General features: G+C 65.6%; 15 protein-coding genes and 1 pseudogene. 14 read left to right on the top strand and 2 right to left on the bottom strand.

The genetic code is table 11. The annotated features are described in order from the left end of the window. From NE2_RS30795 to NE2_RS30760, 8 genes are all read left to right on the top strand, one after another. Positions 1-659, top strand: a 659-nt coding sequence (locus NE2_RS30795) for a nucleoside hydrolase (RefSeq protein WP_507756839.1), incomplete at its 5' end; no start/stop codon positions are given. Positions 660-976: 317 nt separating this feature from the next. Beyond that, positions 977-1,264 (top strand): DUF6968 family protein, encoded by a 288-nt coding sequence (locus tag NE2_RS30790; RefSeq protein WP_146165382.1) that lies wholly within the window; start codon positions 977-979, stop codon positions 1,262-1,264. A 554-nt stretch (positions 1,265-1,818) separates the two neighbouring features. Continuing rightward, complete coding sequence (locus tag NE2_RS30785) at positions 1,819-2,235, top strand: hypothetical protein (RefSeq protein ID WP_146165381.1); 417 nt, start codon at positions 1,819-1,821, stop codon at positions 2,233-2,235. Then, the gene (locus tag NE2_RS30780) at positions 2,232-3,341 is read left to right on the top strand and encodes a lipase family protein (RefSeq protein ID WP_063031782.1); all 1,110 of its coding nucleotides are present in this window, start codon (positions 2,232-2,234) and stop codon (positions 3,339-3,341) included. The genes NE2_RS30785 and NE2_RS30780 overlap by 4 nt, the downstream gene beginning before the upstream one ends. Positions 3,342-3,464: 123 nt before the next feature. Then, positions 3,465-4,619 carry a lipase family protein gene (locus tag NE2_RS30775; protein ID WP_063031781.1) on the top strand — a complete coding sequence of 385 codons (1,155 nt, stop codon included), beginning with the start codon at positions 3,465-3,467 and terminating at the stop codon, positions 4,617-4,619. 93 nt (positions 4,620-4,712) lie between these two features. Further along, positions 4,713-5,414, top strand: coding sequence for a DUF8176 domain-containing protein (locus NE2_RS30770; RefSeq protein ID WP_063031779.1), 702 nt, complete (start codon positions 4,713-4,715; stop codon positions 5,412-5,414). Between the two features lie 119 nt (positions 5,415-5,533). After that, positions 5,534-6,427, top strand: a complete 894-nt coding sequence (locus NE2_RS30765) for an alpha/beta fold hydrolase (protein WP_084494446.1) — start codon at positions 5,534-5,536, stop codon at positions 6,425-6,427. A gap of 32 nt (positions 6,428-6,459) precedes the next feature. Continuing rightward, a complete protein-coding gene (locus NE2_RS30760; protein WP_063031775.1) occupies positions 6,460-8,343 on the top strand; it encodes a BTAD domain-containing putative transcriptional regulator in 1,884 nt (627 codons plus the stop codon). Positions 8,344-8,499: 156 nt separating this feature from the next. On the opposite strand, the gene NE2_RS30755 is transcribed toward NE2_RS30760, so the two are convergent. Then, the gene (locus NE2_RS30755) at positions 8,500-9,558 is read right to left on the bottom strand and encodes an IS110 family RNA-guided transposase (protein WP_063031773.1); all 1,059 of its coding nucleotides are present in this window, start codon (positions 9,556-9,558) and stop codon (positions 8,500-8,502) included. A gap of 269 nt (positions 9,559-9,827) precedes the next feature. On the opposite strand from NE2_RS30755, the pseudogene NE2_RS30750 reads away from it, so the two are divergent. From NE2_RS30750 to NE2_RS30720, 6 genes and pseudogenes are all read left to right on the top strand, one after another. Then, positions 9,828-10,670 (top strand): annotated as a pseudogene (locus NE2_RS30750) (IS3 family transposase); the annotation flags it as partial. An 86-nt stretch (positions 10,671-10,756) separates the two neighbouring features. Beyond that, positions 10,757-11,068, top strand: a complete 312-nt coding sequence (locus NE2_RS30745; RefSeq protein WP_063031771.1) for a transposase — start codon at positions 10,757-10,759, stop codon at positions 11,066-11,068. Continuing rightward, positions 10,981-11,925, top strand: coding sequence for an IS3 family transposase (locus NE2_RS30740; protein ID WP_106958721.1), 945 nt, complete (start codon positions 10,981-10,983; stop codon positions 11,923-11,925). Before NE2_RS30745 ends, NE2_RS30740 begins: the two co-directional genes overlap by 88 nt. Before the next feature lie 99 nt (positions 11,926-12,024). Continuing rightward, a complete protein-coding gene (locus tag NE2_RS30735) occupies positions 12,025-12,249 on the top strand; it encodes an alpha/beta fold hydrolase (protein ID WP_063031767.1) in 225 nt (74 codons plus the stop codon). Between the two features lie 1,606 nt (positions 12,250-13,855). Beyond that, on the top strand, positions 13,856-14,866 hold the full coding sequence (locus NE2_RS30725; RefSeq protein ID WP_146165380.1) for a hypothetical protein: 1,011 nt from the start codon (positions 13,856-13,858) through the stop codon (positions 14,864-14,866). A gap of 1,054 nt (positions 14,867-15,920) precedes the next feature. Next, complete coding sequence (locus NE2_RS30720) at positions 15,921-16,499, top strand: hypothetical protein (protein ID WP_233429930.1); 579 nt, start codon at positions 15,921-15,923, stop codon at positions 16,497-16,499. Positions 16,500-16,887: 388 nt separating this feature from the next. Here NE2_RS30720 and NE2_RS36065 read toward each other — a convergent pair whose 3' ends face one another. Beyond that, entirely contained in the window at positions 16,888-17,499 is a 612-nt protein-coding gene (locus NE2_RS36065) for a hypothetical protein (protein WP_146165379.1), read from the bottom strand. Positions 17,500-18,144: the final 645 nt, after the last annotated feature.

The raw sequence follows: 18,144 nt of genomic DNA, 5'->3' as shown, positions 1-18,144 counted from the left end.
ACCTCTACGATGTCATGGGCGAACTGTGCGGGGCCGGTTCAAGTCCGCTGCGCTGCCTGAGTTTGGGGCCGCTTACCGATATCGCTCGGTTGCTGATCGCCGACACGCGCCAGGGCACGTCCCTGGGGCTTAAGCGTTGGATGCACATCACGGCGATGGGCGGCGCGCTCGACTACAGGCGTCCCGGCACGGCTGGACATAGCTGGCGGATGAATCCTGTTGCGGTGCAGACGGTTCTGGCCGAGGCCGAGCCTGTCACGCTGGTGTTGTCGGAGCACACGTTTATCGAGGAGATCGCGGTCTCGGCGTGTTCGCCGATCTATCGACTCCTGGCGTCGCGGCCGGATGAGTGGGCGCGGTTGCTGCGCGAGCATTACGACCAGTTCTTCGCCTGTTTCTACGATTCGAGCAAGCTCCACGACGCGGTCGGGGCCAGCCCCATGCTGGGGCGTGGATTCGTGCGCGGAAGCGTTCGCGAGTTCGAACTGCGGCGCGACGCCCGTATGTGCGAAGGCACCGGCACCCGAGCGTGGCTGTCCGAAGAGGTCGACACCCCACCCATCATGGCGTGGGTAGAGCATGTCTTCCGAGACGTCCAAACAACCGGGGCCGCGCAGGTCATGGGACGTCTTTCACCTGAACATGTCGGCAGCTTGTAGTGATGGCGCGCCCCTGTCGATCGCCCGGTCGCGTGCGACGGATAACCAGCCACGACTAGCAGAGCTTGCTTAACGCGAGTGAGTCGGCGGAGGCGAGCGGTTCAAGGTGCATCCATCGGATCGGGGGTTCGTGAGCTTCCCAGGAGGTAGCTACTGCGTGCGGAAGGGACTCGATGATGGCAGGCCGATTTCACCGAGCCGGTCGGCCACTAAATCAACTCTGTCACGGGGGAATTCATCGCGGTCGCGCCGGTTGGCAGCCGGATGTTGATCAGCATCGTCGTCCAGTCGTGATGGACAGGGAGTAGGAACTGTCGATGTCAGCTTGGGATCATTTGGTCGTCGCGCAGCGTGAGCTGCGAAGGTCCGGGGCGTCGATATTGGTCTCGATCGGCCTGCCGTACAAGAAGGGCCCGTGCACATGGGCCGTGTCCTTTCGGATCGAGGGGATCGAAGAGGTGCCGCTCGACCAGACGGTGAGGGGTGCCGACTCCGCCGAGGCTTTGATTTCTGCACTGAGGGCGATCGCTGCGGTGATCGATTCGTGGAACGTCGACCACTCGATCACCTGGAACGGCCGGACCGATCTGGGGTTCTCGCCGTAGCAATAGTCATCGTTGCGGGTTCCGGGCGCTCGCCGTGTTTCGAGCCACGGCACTGTTCCCCCTGCCCAGGTCTCGCGCCTCTCTCACATTTACGCACCGTCTTTTGAAACTGTTCATTCACAACGCTATTGGAGGAAGTGATGCCAGTCGGTACAGCGCCCTCTCGCTCGGAGTGCGTCGCTTGGCTGGGCCACCGCGACACCAGCATCGGCGAGTGCGTGGAGACGTTCGATGGCCTCGCCAGGCGCACGGCGTCCGGTGTGGACGCCGCCATGTTTGTCCGGCATGCCCTCGTGGCCTTCCGTTAACAGCAACCGGCGACCCGTCATGGAACCCAACTCGACTTCCGAGGATCCCACCGCTGATACACAGTCCGGCGAGGTGTGGTCCGGCCAAGGATGTCGGCACACCACTGTCGATGGGATCGAAGTGTCGTGGCGAGTGGTCGATCATGCCGTGCGCGTTCAGTCCATCCGTGAAGTGGCCGGCCGGACATTGATGTCCTATCGAGGCCCGGATTACCCGGATTTGGGGCAGGTCGAAGAATGCAACAGGTGCTGTCGCAGGCACTGGGGTCGGCGTGGACCACCGTGGTGCTCGACGACATCCTCATCAGCCCCGACACCGTCGACTACAGTTCCCGAAAACCGTTGTCGCAGAGAATCATCGACGCAGCCGATCCACGTGTCGCAGCCTCGCCACCCGAGCGAGTCACCGCCGCCAGCGAGCGATGGAACGAAATCACCGCCACAGTCGCCGCCCACCCGGCCGAGGCGGTGAAACTCACGGGACAGCTGGCCGGTGCGTGGGGGCAACTGGTGGCCGATAACGCGGATCTGGCGAATCCTGCGGTGTGGGCGCGCCTGGCCGCCACGGTGCCGCTACACGACGGCTACCCCAACGGTCAGCTTGCCTCCGGGATCGCCTGGCTGGTGGCTGTAGCGCACGACCTCAGTCAAGGACAGTCATGACCCCCACCGACACGTCTGTCGCCGACCCCGATACGGCGTTCTACACCCCGCCCGAACTGGACCAGCACCACCGGCCCGGACATGTGCTTCGCCTGCGTCCGGCACCGAATCTGACTGGCACAGGGCAGTCCTGGCAGCTGCTGTATTCCTCGCGTGACTCCGAAGGGCAGTTGATTGCTGTGTCGGGGACGGTGATGGCGCCCGCGAGCGCTGGTGACCTCGGCGGCTCGGTGCTGGTGTATCAGCCGAGCTTTCACGGTCTCGGCGGCACGTGCGCGCCCTCGCAGTTGTTGGTCGCCGGCGCCGAACCCGACAGCGCCCAGATCCGGGCGGCCCTGGCCCGTGGTTTTACTGTCGCGGTGGTCGACGGGGAAGGGCTGGGCGTGATCGGATGCGGCCCGCACACTTTCCTGGCCGGCCGCGCGGCTGGGCAGGTGATGCTCGACCTGGGCCGCGCCGCACGCCGGATCCCTGCCCTGGAGGCCGCCGAGGCGCCGATCGTGTTGTGGGGCTACGGCGATGGAGGCCGCGCCGCGGTCTCGGCGGGCATTCTGCAGCCCAGCTATGCACCGGATCTGGATCTGCGCGGGATCGCTGCGGGGGCAGTGGTCACCGATCCGGGAAAGATTCTGCAGTCGCTCAACCAGGGGACGTGGGCGGGGCTCGGGTTCGCGGCACTGATCGGGCTGTCACGCGCTCACCGCCACCTTCCGCTGCACCATGTGTTCACTGAAGAAACGCGCCGGTTGTTGGCAGATGCGGAAGCGTCGAACCGTGTCGAGTTGTGTGAGCGGTATCGGCATCCGCTCGGGGTTTGGTGCGAGCGCCCCGACCCGTGGAACGACCCGATCTGGCGTGTCGTGCTCGCCCACGAACTCCTCAGCACCACTCCCGCCCCGGCCGCCCCGCTGCACATCTATCACGGGGACGCGGACGCGATCGTCCCGATCACTATGGGCCGCAGCTTGTTTCACGACTACCGCGCGCACGGCGCGCACGTCGACTGGCACGAATACCAGGCCGACCACTTCCGCACCGCCCGCGCCGCCACCACCCACGTCCTAGCCCGCCTCGCCGATGACCTAACCCACCCGGCACCCACGTAACCCTCACCCAGGACAGACGGCTTGCGCCCGCACAGGCCAGCCCGTGATGCCCTGTCCTGCCCGGTGCCCCTCCGCCGGGCAGGACAGGCGCCACCACGAACCCGAAAAATCTATGGAGGCATCATGATTGACTTCTACACCCCACCCATCCTCACGCCGAGCTGCCTGCCGGGCGATCTGGTGCGCATGCGCCCCACATTCGTGCCGCAGTTGCCTCACGCGGCGGCGGCGTGGCAGATCCTGTACGCGTCGACCAACTCCCGCGACGAGCTCATCACCGCCTCGGGCACCGTGATCCTGCCCGACCCCGATCACGCCGACAGTGACACCGCCCCGGATTCGCGTCCCGGCCGAGGTGCTCTGCTGGTGTACTGCCCGCCCTTCCACGGTCTGGGCGGGCGCGCAGCGTCGCAGATGCTGGCCGTGGGTGACGAGTCCGACAGCACCGAAATTTCCGCAGCGCTCGAACAGGGGTGGGTGGTGGCGGTGCCCGACGGCGCCGGCCTGGGCGTCACCGGTATGGGCCCACACACGTTCCTTTCCCGCGCCGGCGGGCAGATCGTGCTCGATATGGCTCGCGCCGCTCAATGCGTCCCGGAGCTGGACGCCGATGATCGTGTCGTGGCGTCGATGCCGGTGGTGGCGTGGGGGTACGCCGACGGCGGCCGCGCGGTCGCCGCAGCCGGTGAGCTGCACGAGCGCTACGCGCCCGAGGTCGATTTGCGGGGGATCTGCGGCGGCGCGGTCGCCTCCGACCTGGCCGCGATCGCCCCGGCAATCAGTCGCGGTCCCTGCGCCCCGCTTGGGTTGGCGGCGTTGATCGGGCTGTCGCGGGCCTATTCGCACCTGCGGTTGCGGCACGTTCTGAACGAGGAGGGCCAGCGCGCGGCGGCTGAGGCTGAAACCCTCGACGGCGTAGAGCTTTTCGAGCGGTATCCGCAGCCGCTGTCGCACTTCTGTGTGCGGGAGGACCCGTGGAACGATCTGATGTGGCGGTTCGTGCTGGCTTCGGAGTGCCTGGCGCACAACGCGCCGAGTGCGCCCCTGCACCTCTACCACGGGCACACCGACCGCGTGATCCCCGTTCGCGCGGGGCTGCGCACCCTGATCGCCTACCACCAGCGCCAAGTCGAGGTGACATGGCGTGAGTACGACTCCGGACACGGCGGCACCGCTCTCGAAGCCATCGGCGACGTGCTAACCGTGCTCGCCCACAACCTCACCCGTGTCACGGCCCCCGGCCCGGTAATCGGCGCCCCCGCTCCCACGGGGAACTAATGACCCCTTCGGGGGACACCTGCCCGCGCCCCACCGCCCCCACGCGGGCGCGGGCGGGCCCCCGAAGCCCTAACCGGGCGGAGGTGAAAAAGATTGCCCGGCAATACATCCAGCGACGATGAAGAGTGGGACCAGCTGGACATCTCACCGGCCACCAACCTCGGCACCGATTCGGAGACCGACCGAGTACTCGAACCGGTTCCCGACGTCGCCTGGCTCGTACCCGAGCCCTCGCCTGGGCCCGTGCCGAGGCTGCCCCGCGCGCGCCTTCGTGGACTCGCGCGCCGGCTGCCGGCACGAGGCTGGGCAGCGCTTGCCGCAGCGATTGCGGTTCTCGTCGGCGCGGTGGCGGCAGTACACGCCGGGCACCGCCCGCCACCCGGGCGCCCGAATGGTGCGGTTCCCGCGTCGGTGTCGGTCGCGGCGGGCGCGTGTGCGGGGTTGTCGGGCGCGGTGATCACCGATCGCGGCGGTGATCGGGCCACCGTGCCCGGAGTGATCGCCACGTTCGAGGACGCCTACTACCGGCTGCGTTCGGCCGAGGCCGCCGTGCAGGTCCTTGCCCCCGAGACCGGTATCACCCTGGAGTCCCTTGCTGCTGGGATCGCCACCATCCCCATAGGCACCACCTACTGCGTCGCAATGACCCCTGTCACCTCGAACACCGCCAATGTGCACATCGTCGAACTGCATCCCGATCACAAACGCGTGGACTACCTGCAAGTGATCAACACCATCCCCGCACCGGCCCCCGGCGCTGGCCTGCTGATCAGCCATGTCCAAGAACAGGGCTGAGGGCCGTGCGTATGGCCACTGTCGAGCGAAACCCACTGCCCAACATCGCATCTGGCACGAGCCACCCGCAACCGGCGCTGAGCACGGCCATGCCTTGACAGGGAAGGAACCCCGCACCGATGACCCACTCGGATCTTCACGTCTTGACCATCGGCACCGACGACGGTGTGCGCCTGGCGGCCACACGCCTGGGCCGGTCCGCGTCGGCGGCCACGCTGGTGTACGTGCACGCACTGGGCCGCGAGCGCGGGTTCTGGTCCCCGCTGGCCGGGCGTGTGCACCATCAGTTGTCCGGCGCGGTGACCCAGATCGTCTACGACCAGCGCGGACACGGTGACTCAGGAAAGCCGGCACCGCGACAGATCACCACCTTGCGGCGCCTGGTCGACGACCTGGACACTGTGCTGGCACACGCGTCGGGGCCGGTGGTGCTGGTGGCGCACTCGACCGCAGCGCAGCTTGTGTATGCCTACGCCACCATTCACCGCCAGCCCGCCGACAGGTTGGCTGGGGTGGCGTTCTTCAACGCCACCGGCGAATCCCTCGCGTCGCCACGCTATCTGCACACCTGGCCGAAACGCCTTATCTGGCTACGACGACACCGGACTTTCGGTGCTGTCACCGCCGTGGGCGAGGCCATGCTGGCGTACCGCCTCGGGCGCACCGGCCACCCGTTCGCTCCGAATGCCGGCGCCGACCCGAGGGTCATTATCGACATCCTGAGCACACACCCAGGTTTCGGCCTTCACGCGAAGGCGGCCGAGGTCCTGTCCCGCATCCCGGCAGTCGTCCTGGCCGGCGAGAAAGACACTGTCGTGCCCCTGCAACACGCGGTCGGGCTGGCCGACGCACTACGGGCCGACTACGACATCGTGGCCGGCGCCGGGCATCACCTGCCCCGCACCCATCTCGAACGCGCCACCGACACCATCACCACCATCGTCGACCACACCCTGCGCCTCCACCTCGAACGCCCAGCCCACGCAGCGGAGAACGAACGAGGGAGGGCGTGAGGTGAGGTGAACATGATCCCGGTCCCGTCCCGATGACCTCGACCTCGTCCCACACCACCCGCGGACTCGGCCGTCCGCTGCTGATCGCGGTGACCGGTCTCCAGCGGGGGACCGGAGTCACGACGACCACGGTCGCGCTCGCGCACGGCTGGCCCGGTCCCGAACCGGCCGTGGTGGTCGAGGCCGATCCCGCTGGCGGGCAACTCGCGAATCTGGTTGCCGCCGACCCATATCAAGGTCTGGCAAGCATGGCGCGGGACGTCCATTCCGGAGCACGATCGGTACACGTCGCCGACCACCTGCAGGTCCTTCCCGGCGGTCTCGGCTTCCTGGCCGCACCGCCCGGGCCCGACGCGCAGAGAGCGCGGTGGGTGACGATGCTGCTGACCGGCCGCGACCACAATCGGCGCCTCGACGATCTGGCCGCCTGGCGTGATCTGGGGGCCACGGTGTTCGCCGACTGCGGCGCACCCGGACCCAGCTCCGCGGAGGCACCGATCCTGACAGCCGCCGATGCCTGCCTGATCCTCGTACGCGGCGACCTCACCGACCCGGCCCTGGCCGGCCAACGGATCCGCGAGCTCGCCGGCGGCAGCCGCCACCCCGGAGTACTGCTGATCGGCGCACAGCCCAACAGCGACACCACAACCCGTCTGAATGTCCCAGTGCTGGCACGGATTCCCCGCGATCGGCACAGCGCCGAGGCTCTGCTACGCAAACCGCTGATCACACACCGTCGTAACAGGTTGGTGCGCGCCGCCAGCGCGATCGCCGCGACCGTCGACACCCAACTCCGCCCAGCGACACCTGTGTTCACGGATCCGCATCCCTCGCACCGACGTCCACCCGCGCGGGGGCCGGGGCAGAGAGCCCGTCTCCCAGAACGCCGTTCACCCGCGCGGCCGACGGTCTACCGGCTCGAGCTGCCAACCGGTGCACTCCCGGAACCTGCCCGCGCCCGCACTCCGCCGCTACCCGAGCCCGACCCGACACCACTAGTACGTGACAACCCAACAACTACCAACCCGCGCCACGAGCAAAGCACAGACCAGGATACTAGCGCCGGCGACACCGAGGCTGCCGCGGAGCCCGCACCTCGACCGCCCACTGTGCCACCGGATCCCATGCCCGGGCCGCCTGCCGCCGCGGACGGGCGCCTGCTGGTGGTGCAGCTGTTCGGGCCGACACAGCTGTGGCTGCACGCGGCGGACGCGCCGCGCACCGAAATCACCGGCCGACTACAGCCACAAAGCCTCGAGCTGCTCGCGGTACTGGCGCTCCACCCCGGCGGGGTGACCCGCGACGAACTGCTCGAGGCGCTGTGGGCCGGGCATCTGCCCGCCAAACCGAACAACGCGCTCACCAACGCGATCAGCCGCCTGCGCATCGCTCTCGGCGCGGCCACCGGCACCGACGGCCACGCCACCGTGCAGGCCACCCAGGGCCGCGCCCGCTACCGCCTCGACCCCGCCCACGTGCGGGTGGACTACTGGGACTTCACCGACGCCGTCACCGCGCGCCGCCGCGCCACCAACAACGAGGACCGGGCGGCGGCATGCCAGCGGATCATCGACATCGCCACCGCGCCACTGGCCCCGGATCTGAGCCAGCCCTGGATCGAGCCGATGCGCGAAGCCACACGCCGCGACGCACTCAACGCGGTGGGATGGCTGGCGTCGCACACCGTGACCAACGACCCCCGTACCACCTTGGACATGCTCGAAACAGCCGCAGAAACCGACCCCTACAACGAAGCCCTCTGGCAAGACATCCTGCGCCTGCACGCCAAACTCGGCGAATACGACGCCCTCACCCGCACCTACATGCTCCTCAGCAGAAAACTCACCGAAATCGACGCCACCCCCAGCCGAGAAACACAACAACTCCTCCACCACCTGCAACACACAACGAGATAAGCACCTGTCCCGACCTCACCGCCCGACTAGGACCCGGCCACGGCGGCCGACCGCGTCGTGACCGACCTGGTCGCTCACTGCCTCGCCGCCGACGACGGCAACGATCCGACACCGGGCTCCGCTGGACACCGAATGAGCCCGACGCTCCTATTGATGTCAAGCTGTCATGGCTCGGTAGTCGGTGCGTAAGGCGCGGAACACTTCTCGCGCGAGGTAACTTTTGAGGCAGCGCAGGATTTCCGGGGTTGTCTTGCCGTCGTGCTTGCGCCGGGCGGGGTATGCCTTGGTGTCCTCGTGGTAGCGCATGCGGACGATAACCGCAGTGTGGAGGGCCTGGTTGGCTTGGCGGTCACCGCCGCGGTGCAGCCGGTGGCGGGTGGTCTTCCCGGATGAGGCGGGGATCGGTGCGACACCGCAGAGGCGGGCGAACGCGGCTTCGGAGATGAGGCGGTCGGGGTTGTCGCCGATCGAAATAACGAGGGCTGCAACGGTATCCGGGCCGAGGGCGAACACATCCATGGTGTTCGGCGCGACCTGTTCGAGGATCTTGCCCAGCTGTTGTTTGAGCTGGTCGGCGTGGGCTTGCGAGTTGCTGATGCGTTGGGCGAGTGAGCGCAGCGCGAGTTTGGTGGCCTCGATCGGATCGGTCAACTGGCAAAGATCGGGCTCGAATGCGGCGCAGGTGGCGATCAGCCGTGCACGTGGCATTTTGCGCAGCTGGCCGCGCAGTTCTTCGGGGCTGGTGCCGATCAGAGCGCGTAGCGTGTTGAGGGCTGTCGAGATGGCCTTGACCGCGTTGTTGCGGGCAACGCGTAGCGCTCGGACGGCTTCGATGGCGCCGTCACGGTTCTTTGGTGCGGTGATTTCCGATCCGTCGAGCAGTCGGCGCGCGGCGGCGTAGGCATCGATCGCGTCGGATTTGCCCTGCGCGCGGCGCAGGCGCCGGTTCGGCCGGGGAACTTCGGCGACGTCATAACCGCGTCGGCGGAGCTGTCGCGCCAGTTCCACTCCGTAAGAGCCGGTGCCTTCGATCCCGACTCGCGCGACTCGGCCGCTGTCGTTGATCCATTGCTCGGTGGCCTCGTAACCAGCTGAGGTCGTCGGGAATTCGCGATCGGTGAGCTTCTTGCCGTGTTCATTGACGATAGCGACGTGATGGGTGTCGGCGTGTGTGTCGACTCCGACGAAGATCGTGCGGGAGGCCGGGTTCGTCAACTGTATGAGTCCTTCCTGAGGCGGTTCGGCGCTGGTTGCCGATGCCGGCAGCGAAGGTCGGACAGGCCAGTCAGGGGACGCGATCTCGGCGCGGCATGCTCCTATCAGGTCACTCCCTCCGCGGCAGGACCTCGGGTTCTGCGCGGTCGGCGGGCCACCATCGGCGCCAGCGGATCGACGGGTCCTTCGAAAGACACGACCGGAATCGGTCAGGAAACTTCCGGGTCAGGTCCGCTGGGCCGGTGGCGGCCCGTCGTGATGATCATGACTGGAAACTTCTAGACCCGGAACGCCGGCGGGCGGCCGTGGCGCATCTGATGCGCGTGCTCGCGGTCAGCGAGCGGTTCGCCTGCCGGGTCACCGGGCAACACCGAAGTACCCAACGCCGCCCTCCGACCGCGCAAGATCCCTCCGATCCCGATGCGGCACTGCGTGCTTGGCTGCGAACGTGGGCGCGAAGCCATCCGCGGCAGGGCTTCCGCCGCGCCTACCACGACGCACGCGCCGAGGGCTGGACGGTCAACCACAAGAAGATCCAGCGACTCTGGCGCGCCGAGGGGCTACGGGTCCCGCAAAGACGCCGGCGCAAGCGCCTGGGCGCCTCCACCGCCACCACAACGACCGCGGACGCACCGAATCGGATATGGGCAGTCGATTTCCAGTTCGACGCCACCGACGACGGCCGCCCGGTCAAGATCGTGTCGATCGTCGACGAGCACACACGCGAATGTCTCGGCGGTCTGGTCGAGCGCTCGATCACCGCCGACCGGCTCATCGACGAGCTCGACCACATCGCCGTCGGGCGTGGATATCCTGCGGTGCTGCGCTGCGACAACGGCCCTGAACTCGCCGCCGCGGTCATGGCCGACTGGGCCGGGGAACGGGTCGGTCTAGCGTTCATCCCGCCGGGCCAACCCTGGCGCAACGGCTACATCGAATCGTTCAACGGTCGCCTACGCGACGAATGCCTCAACATCAACAGCTTCTGGTCACTGACCCACGCAAGGGTCGTGATCACCGACTGGAAAGACGAATACAACCACCGCAGAAGACATTCCGCACTGGGCTACCAAACCCCAGCCGGATACGCTGCAGCCTGCATCCACCGATAACCGGCTCTCACACCCGCTTGATCTGGCCCCCGCTGAGGAGGCCGTGGTTTCGAGAGTTGAGGCAGACTGACCCGCAGGAGGTCACGATGCCGAAATCCTTTCCGCCGACCATGCGTCGACAGGTGTGCGCTCGACTGCGGGCGGGCGAGCCCGTCGCCGAGATAGCAGCCGAGACAGGGATCTCGCCTGCCACCTTGTTTCGCTGGAAGGCGCAGGTCCTCATCGATGCGGGTGTCCGAGAGGGTATCCCGAGCGTGGAAGCCGATGAACTGGCCGCGGCGAACAAACGGATCGCTGCGTTGGAAGCCGAATTGAAACTCACCCGCGACGCCTGCGAATTGTTCGATGCGCAGGCGGTGGTGTCCCCAAAAGGCGGATCGCGGTCGTCGAAGGGCTGATCGCGCTGGGACATTCAGGGCGGGCAGCCTGCCGTGTTGCCGGTGTACACAGATCCACATTTCTGCGACAACGGCGGCAGCCGTTGTCCACCAGAACAATTCGCAGAATCGTGGTCGCCGACGAGATATCCCGGATTCATGCCCAGTCTCGCGGCACATACGGCAAACGCCGGATCAAGGCCGCGTTGCTGGCCGAGTGCGAGATGATCGTCAACCACAAGCTGGTCGCCTCGATCATGGCTGAGCGTGGACTGTTCGGCCTGCCCAGACGCAAACGTCGTGGTCACCCGATGCTCGGGGTGAGCACTCCCGCGGACCTGGTGAACCGGGCCTTCAGCGCTGCTCGCCCGAACCAGCTGTGGTGCACCGACATCACCGAACATCCCGCGAGAGACGGAAAAGTCTATTGCTGCGCCATTTTGGACTGCTTCAGCAAGAAGATCGTCGGACGAGCATTCTCCACCAGCGCCGACACCGTCCTAGTCAACAACGCGGTCAACATGGCGATGTTAGAACGCACCGCCAGCACGGGCTTGATACTGCATGCCGATCACGGAACGCAATTCACGTCCTGGTCGTTCGGTGAGAACCTGCGACGACACCGACTCCTGCCATCGTTCGGGACTGTCGGGGATTGCTTCGACAATGCAGCGATGGAATCGTTTTGGGGGCGGATGCAAACTGAACTCCTCAATACCAGGAAATGGCCGACAACCCTTGAATTGACGATCGCGATGGCCGACTGGATCGACAACTTCTACAACACCGAACGCCGGCACTCCTACCTCGGCCACCTCAGCCCCAGCGAGTATGAGACGCTGTGGCTCGACATCCAACCAAGCCCTCAACTCTCGTAAGCCCGGACCGACAAGCGGGGGCCAGATCAGCTGGACCGAACCACGGGGACCCGTCACCGCACTGCCGCACGCCTGCGCGGGCGGCCGATTGGATTCGGCGTGTTGGCCGACGAAGTGCGGGTTGCGCTAGATGCGCTCGCCACCGATTCGCCGTGCGTGGTGGTCGGGCACTCGATCGGCGCGTTGATCGTCATGGTCTGCGTCGCCCGGCATCCCGAGCACGCGGCCGGGCTCGTCCTTGTCGACGGAACCACCCTGCACCGTCTTGAGGCAACGTCGTGGTCTGTGTTGACGGCGGCGACGACCAGCCTGGCTCGTCGCTGATGGACATCGCGGGATCGACACCGAACTGTGCACTGCGGTCTGGCCGGCAGTCCGGCGGTTGTGCTGTCGGGTGCTGGACCCGCCTGTCGCCGGAGCGGCTGGCGAGTATGCGTCGCTGACGGAGGCGCAATTGGATCGGCAGTGGCGGGACGGGCAACACATCCTTGCCGGGAAGGTAGGGACTGTGCTGGTCGTTGCCGACTTGACCGGCCAGGACGTGCCAGCCGATCAGCCCGAATTGGTCGCCGCATGCGTCCGCGCGGTGATCGTCGCGCCAGAACGCGGCCGGACGGTGTCGGTCAATGCCGCCGAATTGTGCAATGCCGGTGGATTGTTTCTCGCGGCCGCCGCTGGTGGTGTCTGTCTCGGCGGGCTGAGCCGGTCGCTGATATGCCGGTTGCGGCACGGGAAGTTCACTGCGAGGTTCTGCGGGCTCGGTGGGCACGCCTGCGCGGTGACCGGCCGCGGAAACGCCAGGCGGTGGTGTATGCGTTCGGGGGACGGTTGTTGGCGTATCGAAGTGCGTGCGTACGCCCTCTGCCTGCGGACGGACGTCGTGCATGTCCGGTCTGCGAGAGGCGCCGACCCCGGCAAGCTTCCAACCGGCCCCGGCTGGGCGTGCGTCCACTGCTGGAGTGCCGGTCGGATCGGCGAGACTCGGGAGAGCGCAACGCGAGTTGTGACTGCAGCGCCTTGATGGCGGCCCGGAAACTGTGCCGGACACGCTGCGTGGATGGCGATCGTCGAGATCTGTTCTCCGCGTTCGCTGTCGGTATGCCGGGCGGTAGGTCCTCCAGTATCTCTGTGAGAGCAAGGTGGTCGTCGCCATCGAAACACTCAGTACTGCTGCAGTTTTCGGACACCGGTTCGTAAATGGTCGCGGTTCGACACTCGGGTCCTTCGTCGATCGTAATGCTCAGAGCGCTCCCACTCGCGAGTCGATCAAATTGCCTGCGTCATAACCGCATTCATCATCGCGCTCGCTCCTTGTCGCAGAAGCCGTCGCATCCTAGAGCCCCGCTGGCGCTGGAGTGGTCCATCGACAGCTCCTGACTCTGCGGCACGTCGATCGCGGCGCGAAGAATCGGGGAGGTCAGTATTATTGAAGTAATAGAGTAGTGAGAGTCTTCGCAATGCGATGTATCCGGTTCGTGACTATGGCAAGTTCCAGTGCGGACATAAGGCTTTAAGGGGATAAGGGCATAAGGGGCGATTGCTGGCAGTTTTGGTCAGCAAGTCAGTAATTCAGCATTTACAGCAAATAGCGCGAGTGTCGCCGGTCGAGAAATCATGCCATCATGTTGGCATGACAGCATGATGGCATGATTTGCCTGGTAGGCGGTGTGGATGTAGGGCGGCAGGCCATATTGGGGGAAGATCTCGCGCCGCGGAAAAAGAGGACAACCCTTCCGTTATCTAGCGGTAATCGGCCATGCTCTCGTGTAGTGCTTTCGGAATTATCCGAGGCGTAGTACTAATCATGGTCATGCCGAAGAAATCTGTCTCTAGAAAGGTGAGCCGTCGCCGTCGGAGAAAGGCTCGGACGCAGGGACGAAGCGCGACAAGTCCTGCCGTGTCAGGGAATGAAGACGAACCAACTGGGGCGGTGCCCGATGTCGAGGCTGCGGCCGGTGGTGATTTCGGGAATGATGTGCCGAGCGTGCGAGAGCTGATGGCGCAGCGTGGATCTGGGGACCGCGACGCGCTTTTCGCGGCTTTGACCGGGGGATGGGAGCCGCCACCGCAGTACGACCTCGCGGGCGCGGCAGACAAGCTCGGCCTTGCGCTGTGGCAATTCGAAGTCGCGGTCCGGTTGGAGCTGATCCCCGACCACGGCGGCAACGGGTGCTGGTCCGAGCGTGTCCTGAACTCGGTTACGCGACGCATCGACGAGATCCGCGACCGCGTGGGAACTGAACCTCCGGCTGGAGCGAACCGAGCGGCCGAGCGGATCATGCATACCCTGGGGATCCCATTCACGGCGAACGACTTCCGAGCTCTGGCCCGCCGGGGTGTCTTCATGCCGGTCAGTGAATACCACGGCTGGCCGACTTACTCCATGGTCGATATCGACGACTACTGCGCCCGCAGCGCCGAGCAGATACGCCGCGATAGCGCCGAGCGGGATCGCCGGCTTGCGAACCAGCCTCCGCGGACTGCGCCGTCCCCGCGGATCGCGCCGCCCTTGCGAGTCGAAGTCGCGGACCGGGTGCGTGGGAGCACGACAGCCCGTATCCGGGCGCAGCAATGCGTGTCATCCAAGCCGATCACACCGACACCCTGGGAGGTGTTGCAGGCCAAGCTGATCGAGAGGCTGGCGGCGTCGCGGGCGCCGTCGCTGAACCGCGCGGATGCGGCAGCGCTCGCCGCGGAGGTGCGCTTGCACGGCGTCGAGCCCGCGGACCTAGGGAATCCCGAGGGACTCAAGGGCCTGCGCCCGTGGGACCGCGAAGAGATCGCGCCCGGCAGCCCCGAGCACATCGCGGTGCTGTGCGCATGGCTGGAAGCCAGTGTGGCCTACCGGTTCGCGGCCAATTTGCGACGCAGCGATGTTCAGGTTCTGCTCCAATTCATAGCCAGTGCCGGCGGCGAGGCAGGGAATGTAGGCGGTGCATGAGCGCCGGGCGGTTTCGAACGTGAGCACTGGTGTGGGGTTCTGCTCGAGGTCGCGCTGGCGGCGGTAGGCGATCACCAGCGCGCCCACGCCGCCCACGCCACCGACCACGGTGAAGGCCAGCTTGGCGACGTCAATCGGGCTACCCCAGCCCGGGCTGGATGGAACACCGCGATTAGGACCGCCTCCGCGACCACCGCGAGCGCAGCGCCGACGGCGACCGCGAGAGCCACCGCCACTGACAACCTCATCCGGCCGGACCGCCGCGACACCGCGATGAATCTGCGTCCCATCCGCACCGCGCTGGCGCGCACCCACTTGGCCACCGCCCAATTCTCGCCGAAACCTCAGTTACACAGCCGCTTTCGGGGAGTGACCTCCGATTCCGCCAATGCGGGCGATATCGAGCTCAGAATCTGAGATCTCCGGACCTGCTGGTTCAGTGCACCTCGGCCACACCGGATCGACCCTCTCGAAACCAAGGATTTGAGACGGCCCAGCGCGATCGCGCCGAGCCTCGGCGGGATGGGGCGTGGATACGTGTCGATCAACCCGGGTGGGTCGGCGGGATGGCAGATTTCTGGTCCCCGTTCAGGGCGCAGTACTATCTGTCTCGGCGTCACTTTGTTGCGGAACCGAATCCGTTAAGGAGGGAAAGGCCCGGTCAGGGAACTGCGCAGTCCGTGTGCCTCCCGGCATCCACGAGCTGCGGTGCAGGCAGTGCCCTGTCGTGCGCATGCAACTTAGTTAACGCCCGTTGCGTGAATAACGGGAACCGTCAGAGCGGCTACACCCTTTGGAGGGTGGCCGACTTCGCCGCCAGATCCGGTGGCTCTCGGGCGCCACATGCACCCGATCGACCGAAGTTCTCAAGTGTCCGGACGGTCCGTGTCGTGCTGCGCTATCGCGCTGATTCGCTCCGTCCGTCCGAGTTTCATGGAGTGAAACTTGTTCGGCAACGTCGAAGTTCTTTCCGCGGGCTTGGCCCTTCTCGCGATCGGCCTTCTCACATACACCGTTTACAACCCCACACGCCCAGAACGCAGCGCCCCTCGGCGTGGGCAGTTGGTGCGTCGATCCCGGCGGCACGGAGGAAAGGCCCCGGTTCGACGTGCACGCGTTCGTTGATGAGACCAAGCAGAACGGCCTGCTGATCGTGTCGACCGTGGTCGAGGTTCGTCACCTCAAAGAAGCACGCAAGCAGTTGCGGGAACGCCGGGCCAGGGGGCAGAACCGGATCCACTTCAAGAAGGAGAGCGATCCCCGGCGGCGCTCGATCTGCTCCACATTGTGCGACCTGCAAGTACAGGCCGCAGTGTATGACGCCACCCGGAACAGGAACCCGCTCGAAGCGCGGGCAGCCTGCCTCACCGCGGCCGTCGAAGACCTCGCCGAGCAGGGAGCGCAGCGACTGACGATCGAGCAAGACGACTCACTCGTGACCAGCGACCGCAAGGTCCTCTACCAGGCGGTCCGCAAATTCGAAGTCGCCGAAACCCTGACCTACGAGCACACGCAGCCGAACGACGAACCGATGCTGTGGGTTTCCGACGCGATCGCATGGTGGGTGGCCAAGGGCGGGGACTGGCGCGACCGGGTCAACCCGATCATCACCAGCGTTCGCAAGCTCGCCTAGATACGCGAAACCCGGCTCACCAACCGTCCGAATGGCTGCCGGGTCCACTTCAAAGGCGCTACTGCACCTCGCGCATCGATCGTAACTCGGCTGTGCCATTTGGCACACAACGAGTCATCTGGCACAGCTCAAGGGCCGATGTATGTGAACTGCGGAAAATGAGTGTGGGAAGCAGCTCGTAGCTGCTTCCCACACTCTGGGTAGTCGGCTGCTCTACCGCTGAGCTACAGCCCCATGTGATGGAGCTGACAGGATTCGAACCCGTGACCGGCCGATCTGCAGATTGCCGTGATTCGACTCATGAACGCTGTTGCTGCCCAGTCCCGCCGGCGACCTCGGCGCCCGCCGGCGTCGGCTGATCCATGGCCACTGTCGTGGGACAGGACGGTCATACATGCCGACTGGACTCTCCTTGTTCTCGACGCCGACGCCGGTACATGCGCTGACGGCAGGCGTTCGAGCAGTACTGGCGCGGCCGACCGGTTGAACTGGATCCGAAAAACTCGACTTCCGAGCTGATCCTCGGCGGCGGAAGGACGCAAGGACATGCAGGGCATCGAGCCATGCCTGTGTCTTCTGTGTAGCCGTGTCGCTCGCAGTAGACCGTCGTGACCTGGCCTTCGGACTCGCGTTCGAGCAATCGACGCAGTTGACCAATCACACCAGGCTGCTTGAAATCCTGTGGTAGTGGGTGACGCGAGACAGCATCCCGTAGCAGAATCAATGCCACCTCGAACTTGCTTATGATCTCTGCCAGCGGCTGATCAGCTGTATCTGCGATGGACTTGAGCGACTTGCTTTGCAGGACAAGGCGAACAACACCAGCAGGTGTCGGCTCTGTCAAGCATCCACGGGCCAGCCAATGGCTTTCGTGTTTGGCCCGGTCGGACTCGAGTGTGGCGCTGATGAAATCCTCGAACCGTGTCAGGTTCTGTCTGGCAGTGGTGGACTCAATGGCCTGGTCTTGCACGGTGTCCCGGTGCCTTCGCTGAGTGCTCACGATGCATCCTCCGGGGTTTTCGGACGAGCCCCAGGAGGCGGCGGATCGATGGTGCCGTCGCTCGGGGGATAGCTGGCTGGTGTACGAGCGAAACCGAATGCTCTGGACCATGATTCGAAGATCTTCGGTACATCGTCTCTCCGGGCCCGGAAGAGCGCAATGATCGTCACGACGGTCATACATCCGATGAAAGCCACAATTGGGTAGACGTTAGTGGTTGCAAGCGCCCCGGCGACGATGGTGCCTCCGACGACTAGAGCCTTGGGCAAGGAAACCTCCAGATACGAAGAAGGCCCTCCGCGTGGCGCGGAGGGCTTCGAGGTGGGAGAAACAAAAAAGCCCCAGCCGAATCGGCTGAGGCTAAAAAGGATACACGTATCCCCTTCGAACAGAAGGTATCACAAATTTCTGACGGGTGCGACCCTCAGTGAAATGCCTGGCAGGAAGGCTTGCCAGTGGCGTGACACCCCCTTTCGTAACGTGCTGCTCGGGCGGGATCGGTACAGCCGCCACTCCCACAGTGGTGTGTCCGATTTATTGTTCCTCCACGAAGCTCGCCCCCAGATTCAGCGGAAACGCCTTTCCCGCTCCCGCCTTCGGGGGCACAGGGAGCGATGGGCTGGTGATGCTGTGCTGGAGGTGCTG

Origin of the sequence: Nocardia elegans NBRC 108235 (assembly GCF_001612845.1) — a bacterium.
Classification (GTDB): domain Bacteria; phylum Actinomycetota; class Actinomycetes; order Mycobacteriales; family Mycobacteriaceae; genus Nocardia; species Nocardia nova.
This window is presented reverse-complemented; position numbering and strand designations above follow the sequence as displayed.

Bases quoted from the DNA above. Each gene is read 5' to 3' on its own strand.
- NE2_RS30790 (WP_146165382.1), top strand. From the start codon at position 977: ATGTCAGCTTGGGATCATTTGGTCGTCGCGCAGCGTGAGCTGCGAAGG.
- NE2_RS30780 (WP_063031782.1), top strand. From the start codon at position 2,232: ATGACCCCCACCGACACGTCTGTCGCCGACCCCGATACGGCGTTCTAC.
- NE2_RS30775 (WP_063031781.1), top strand. From the start codon at position 3,465: ATGATTGACTTCTACACCCCACCCATCCTCACGCCGAGCTGCCTGCCG.
- NE2_RS30765 (WP_084494446.1), top strand. From the start codon at position 5,534: ATGACCCACTCGGATCTTCACGTCTTGACCATCGGCACCGACGACGGT.
- NE2_RS30760 (WP_063031775.1), top strand. From the start codon at position 6,460: ATGACCTCGACCTCGTCCCACACCACCCGCGGACTCGGCCGTCCGCTG.
- NE2_RS30745 (WP_063031771.1), top strand. From the start codon at position 10,757: ATGCCGAAATCCTTTCCGCCGACCATGCGTCGACAGGTGTGCGCTCGA.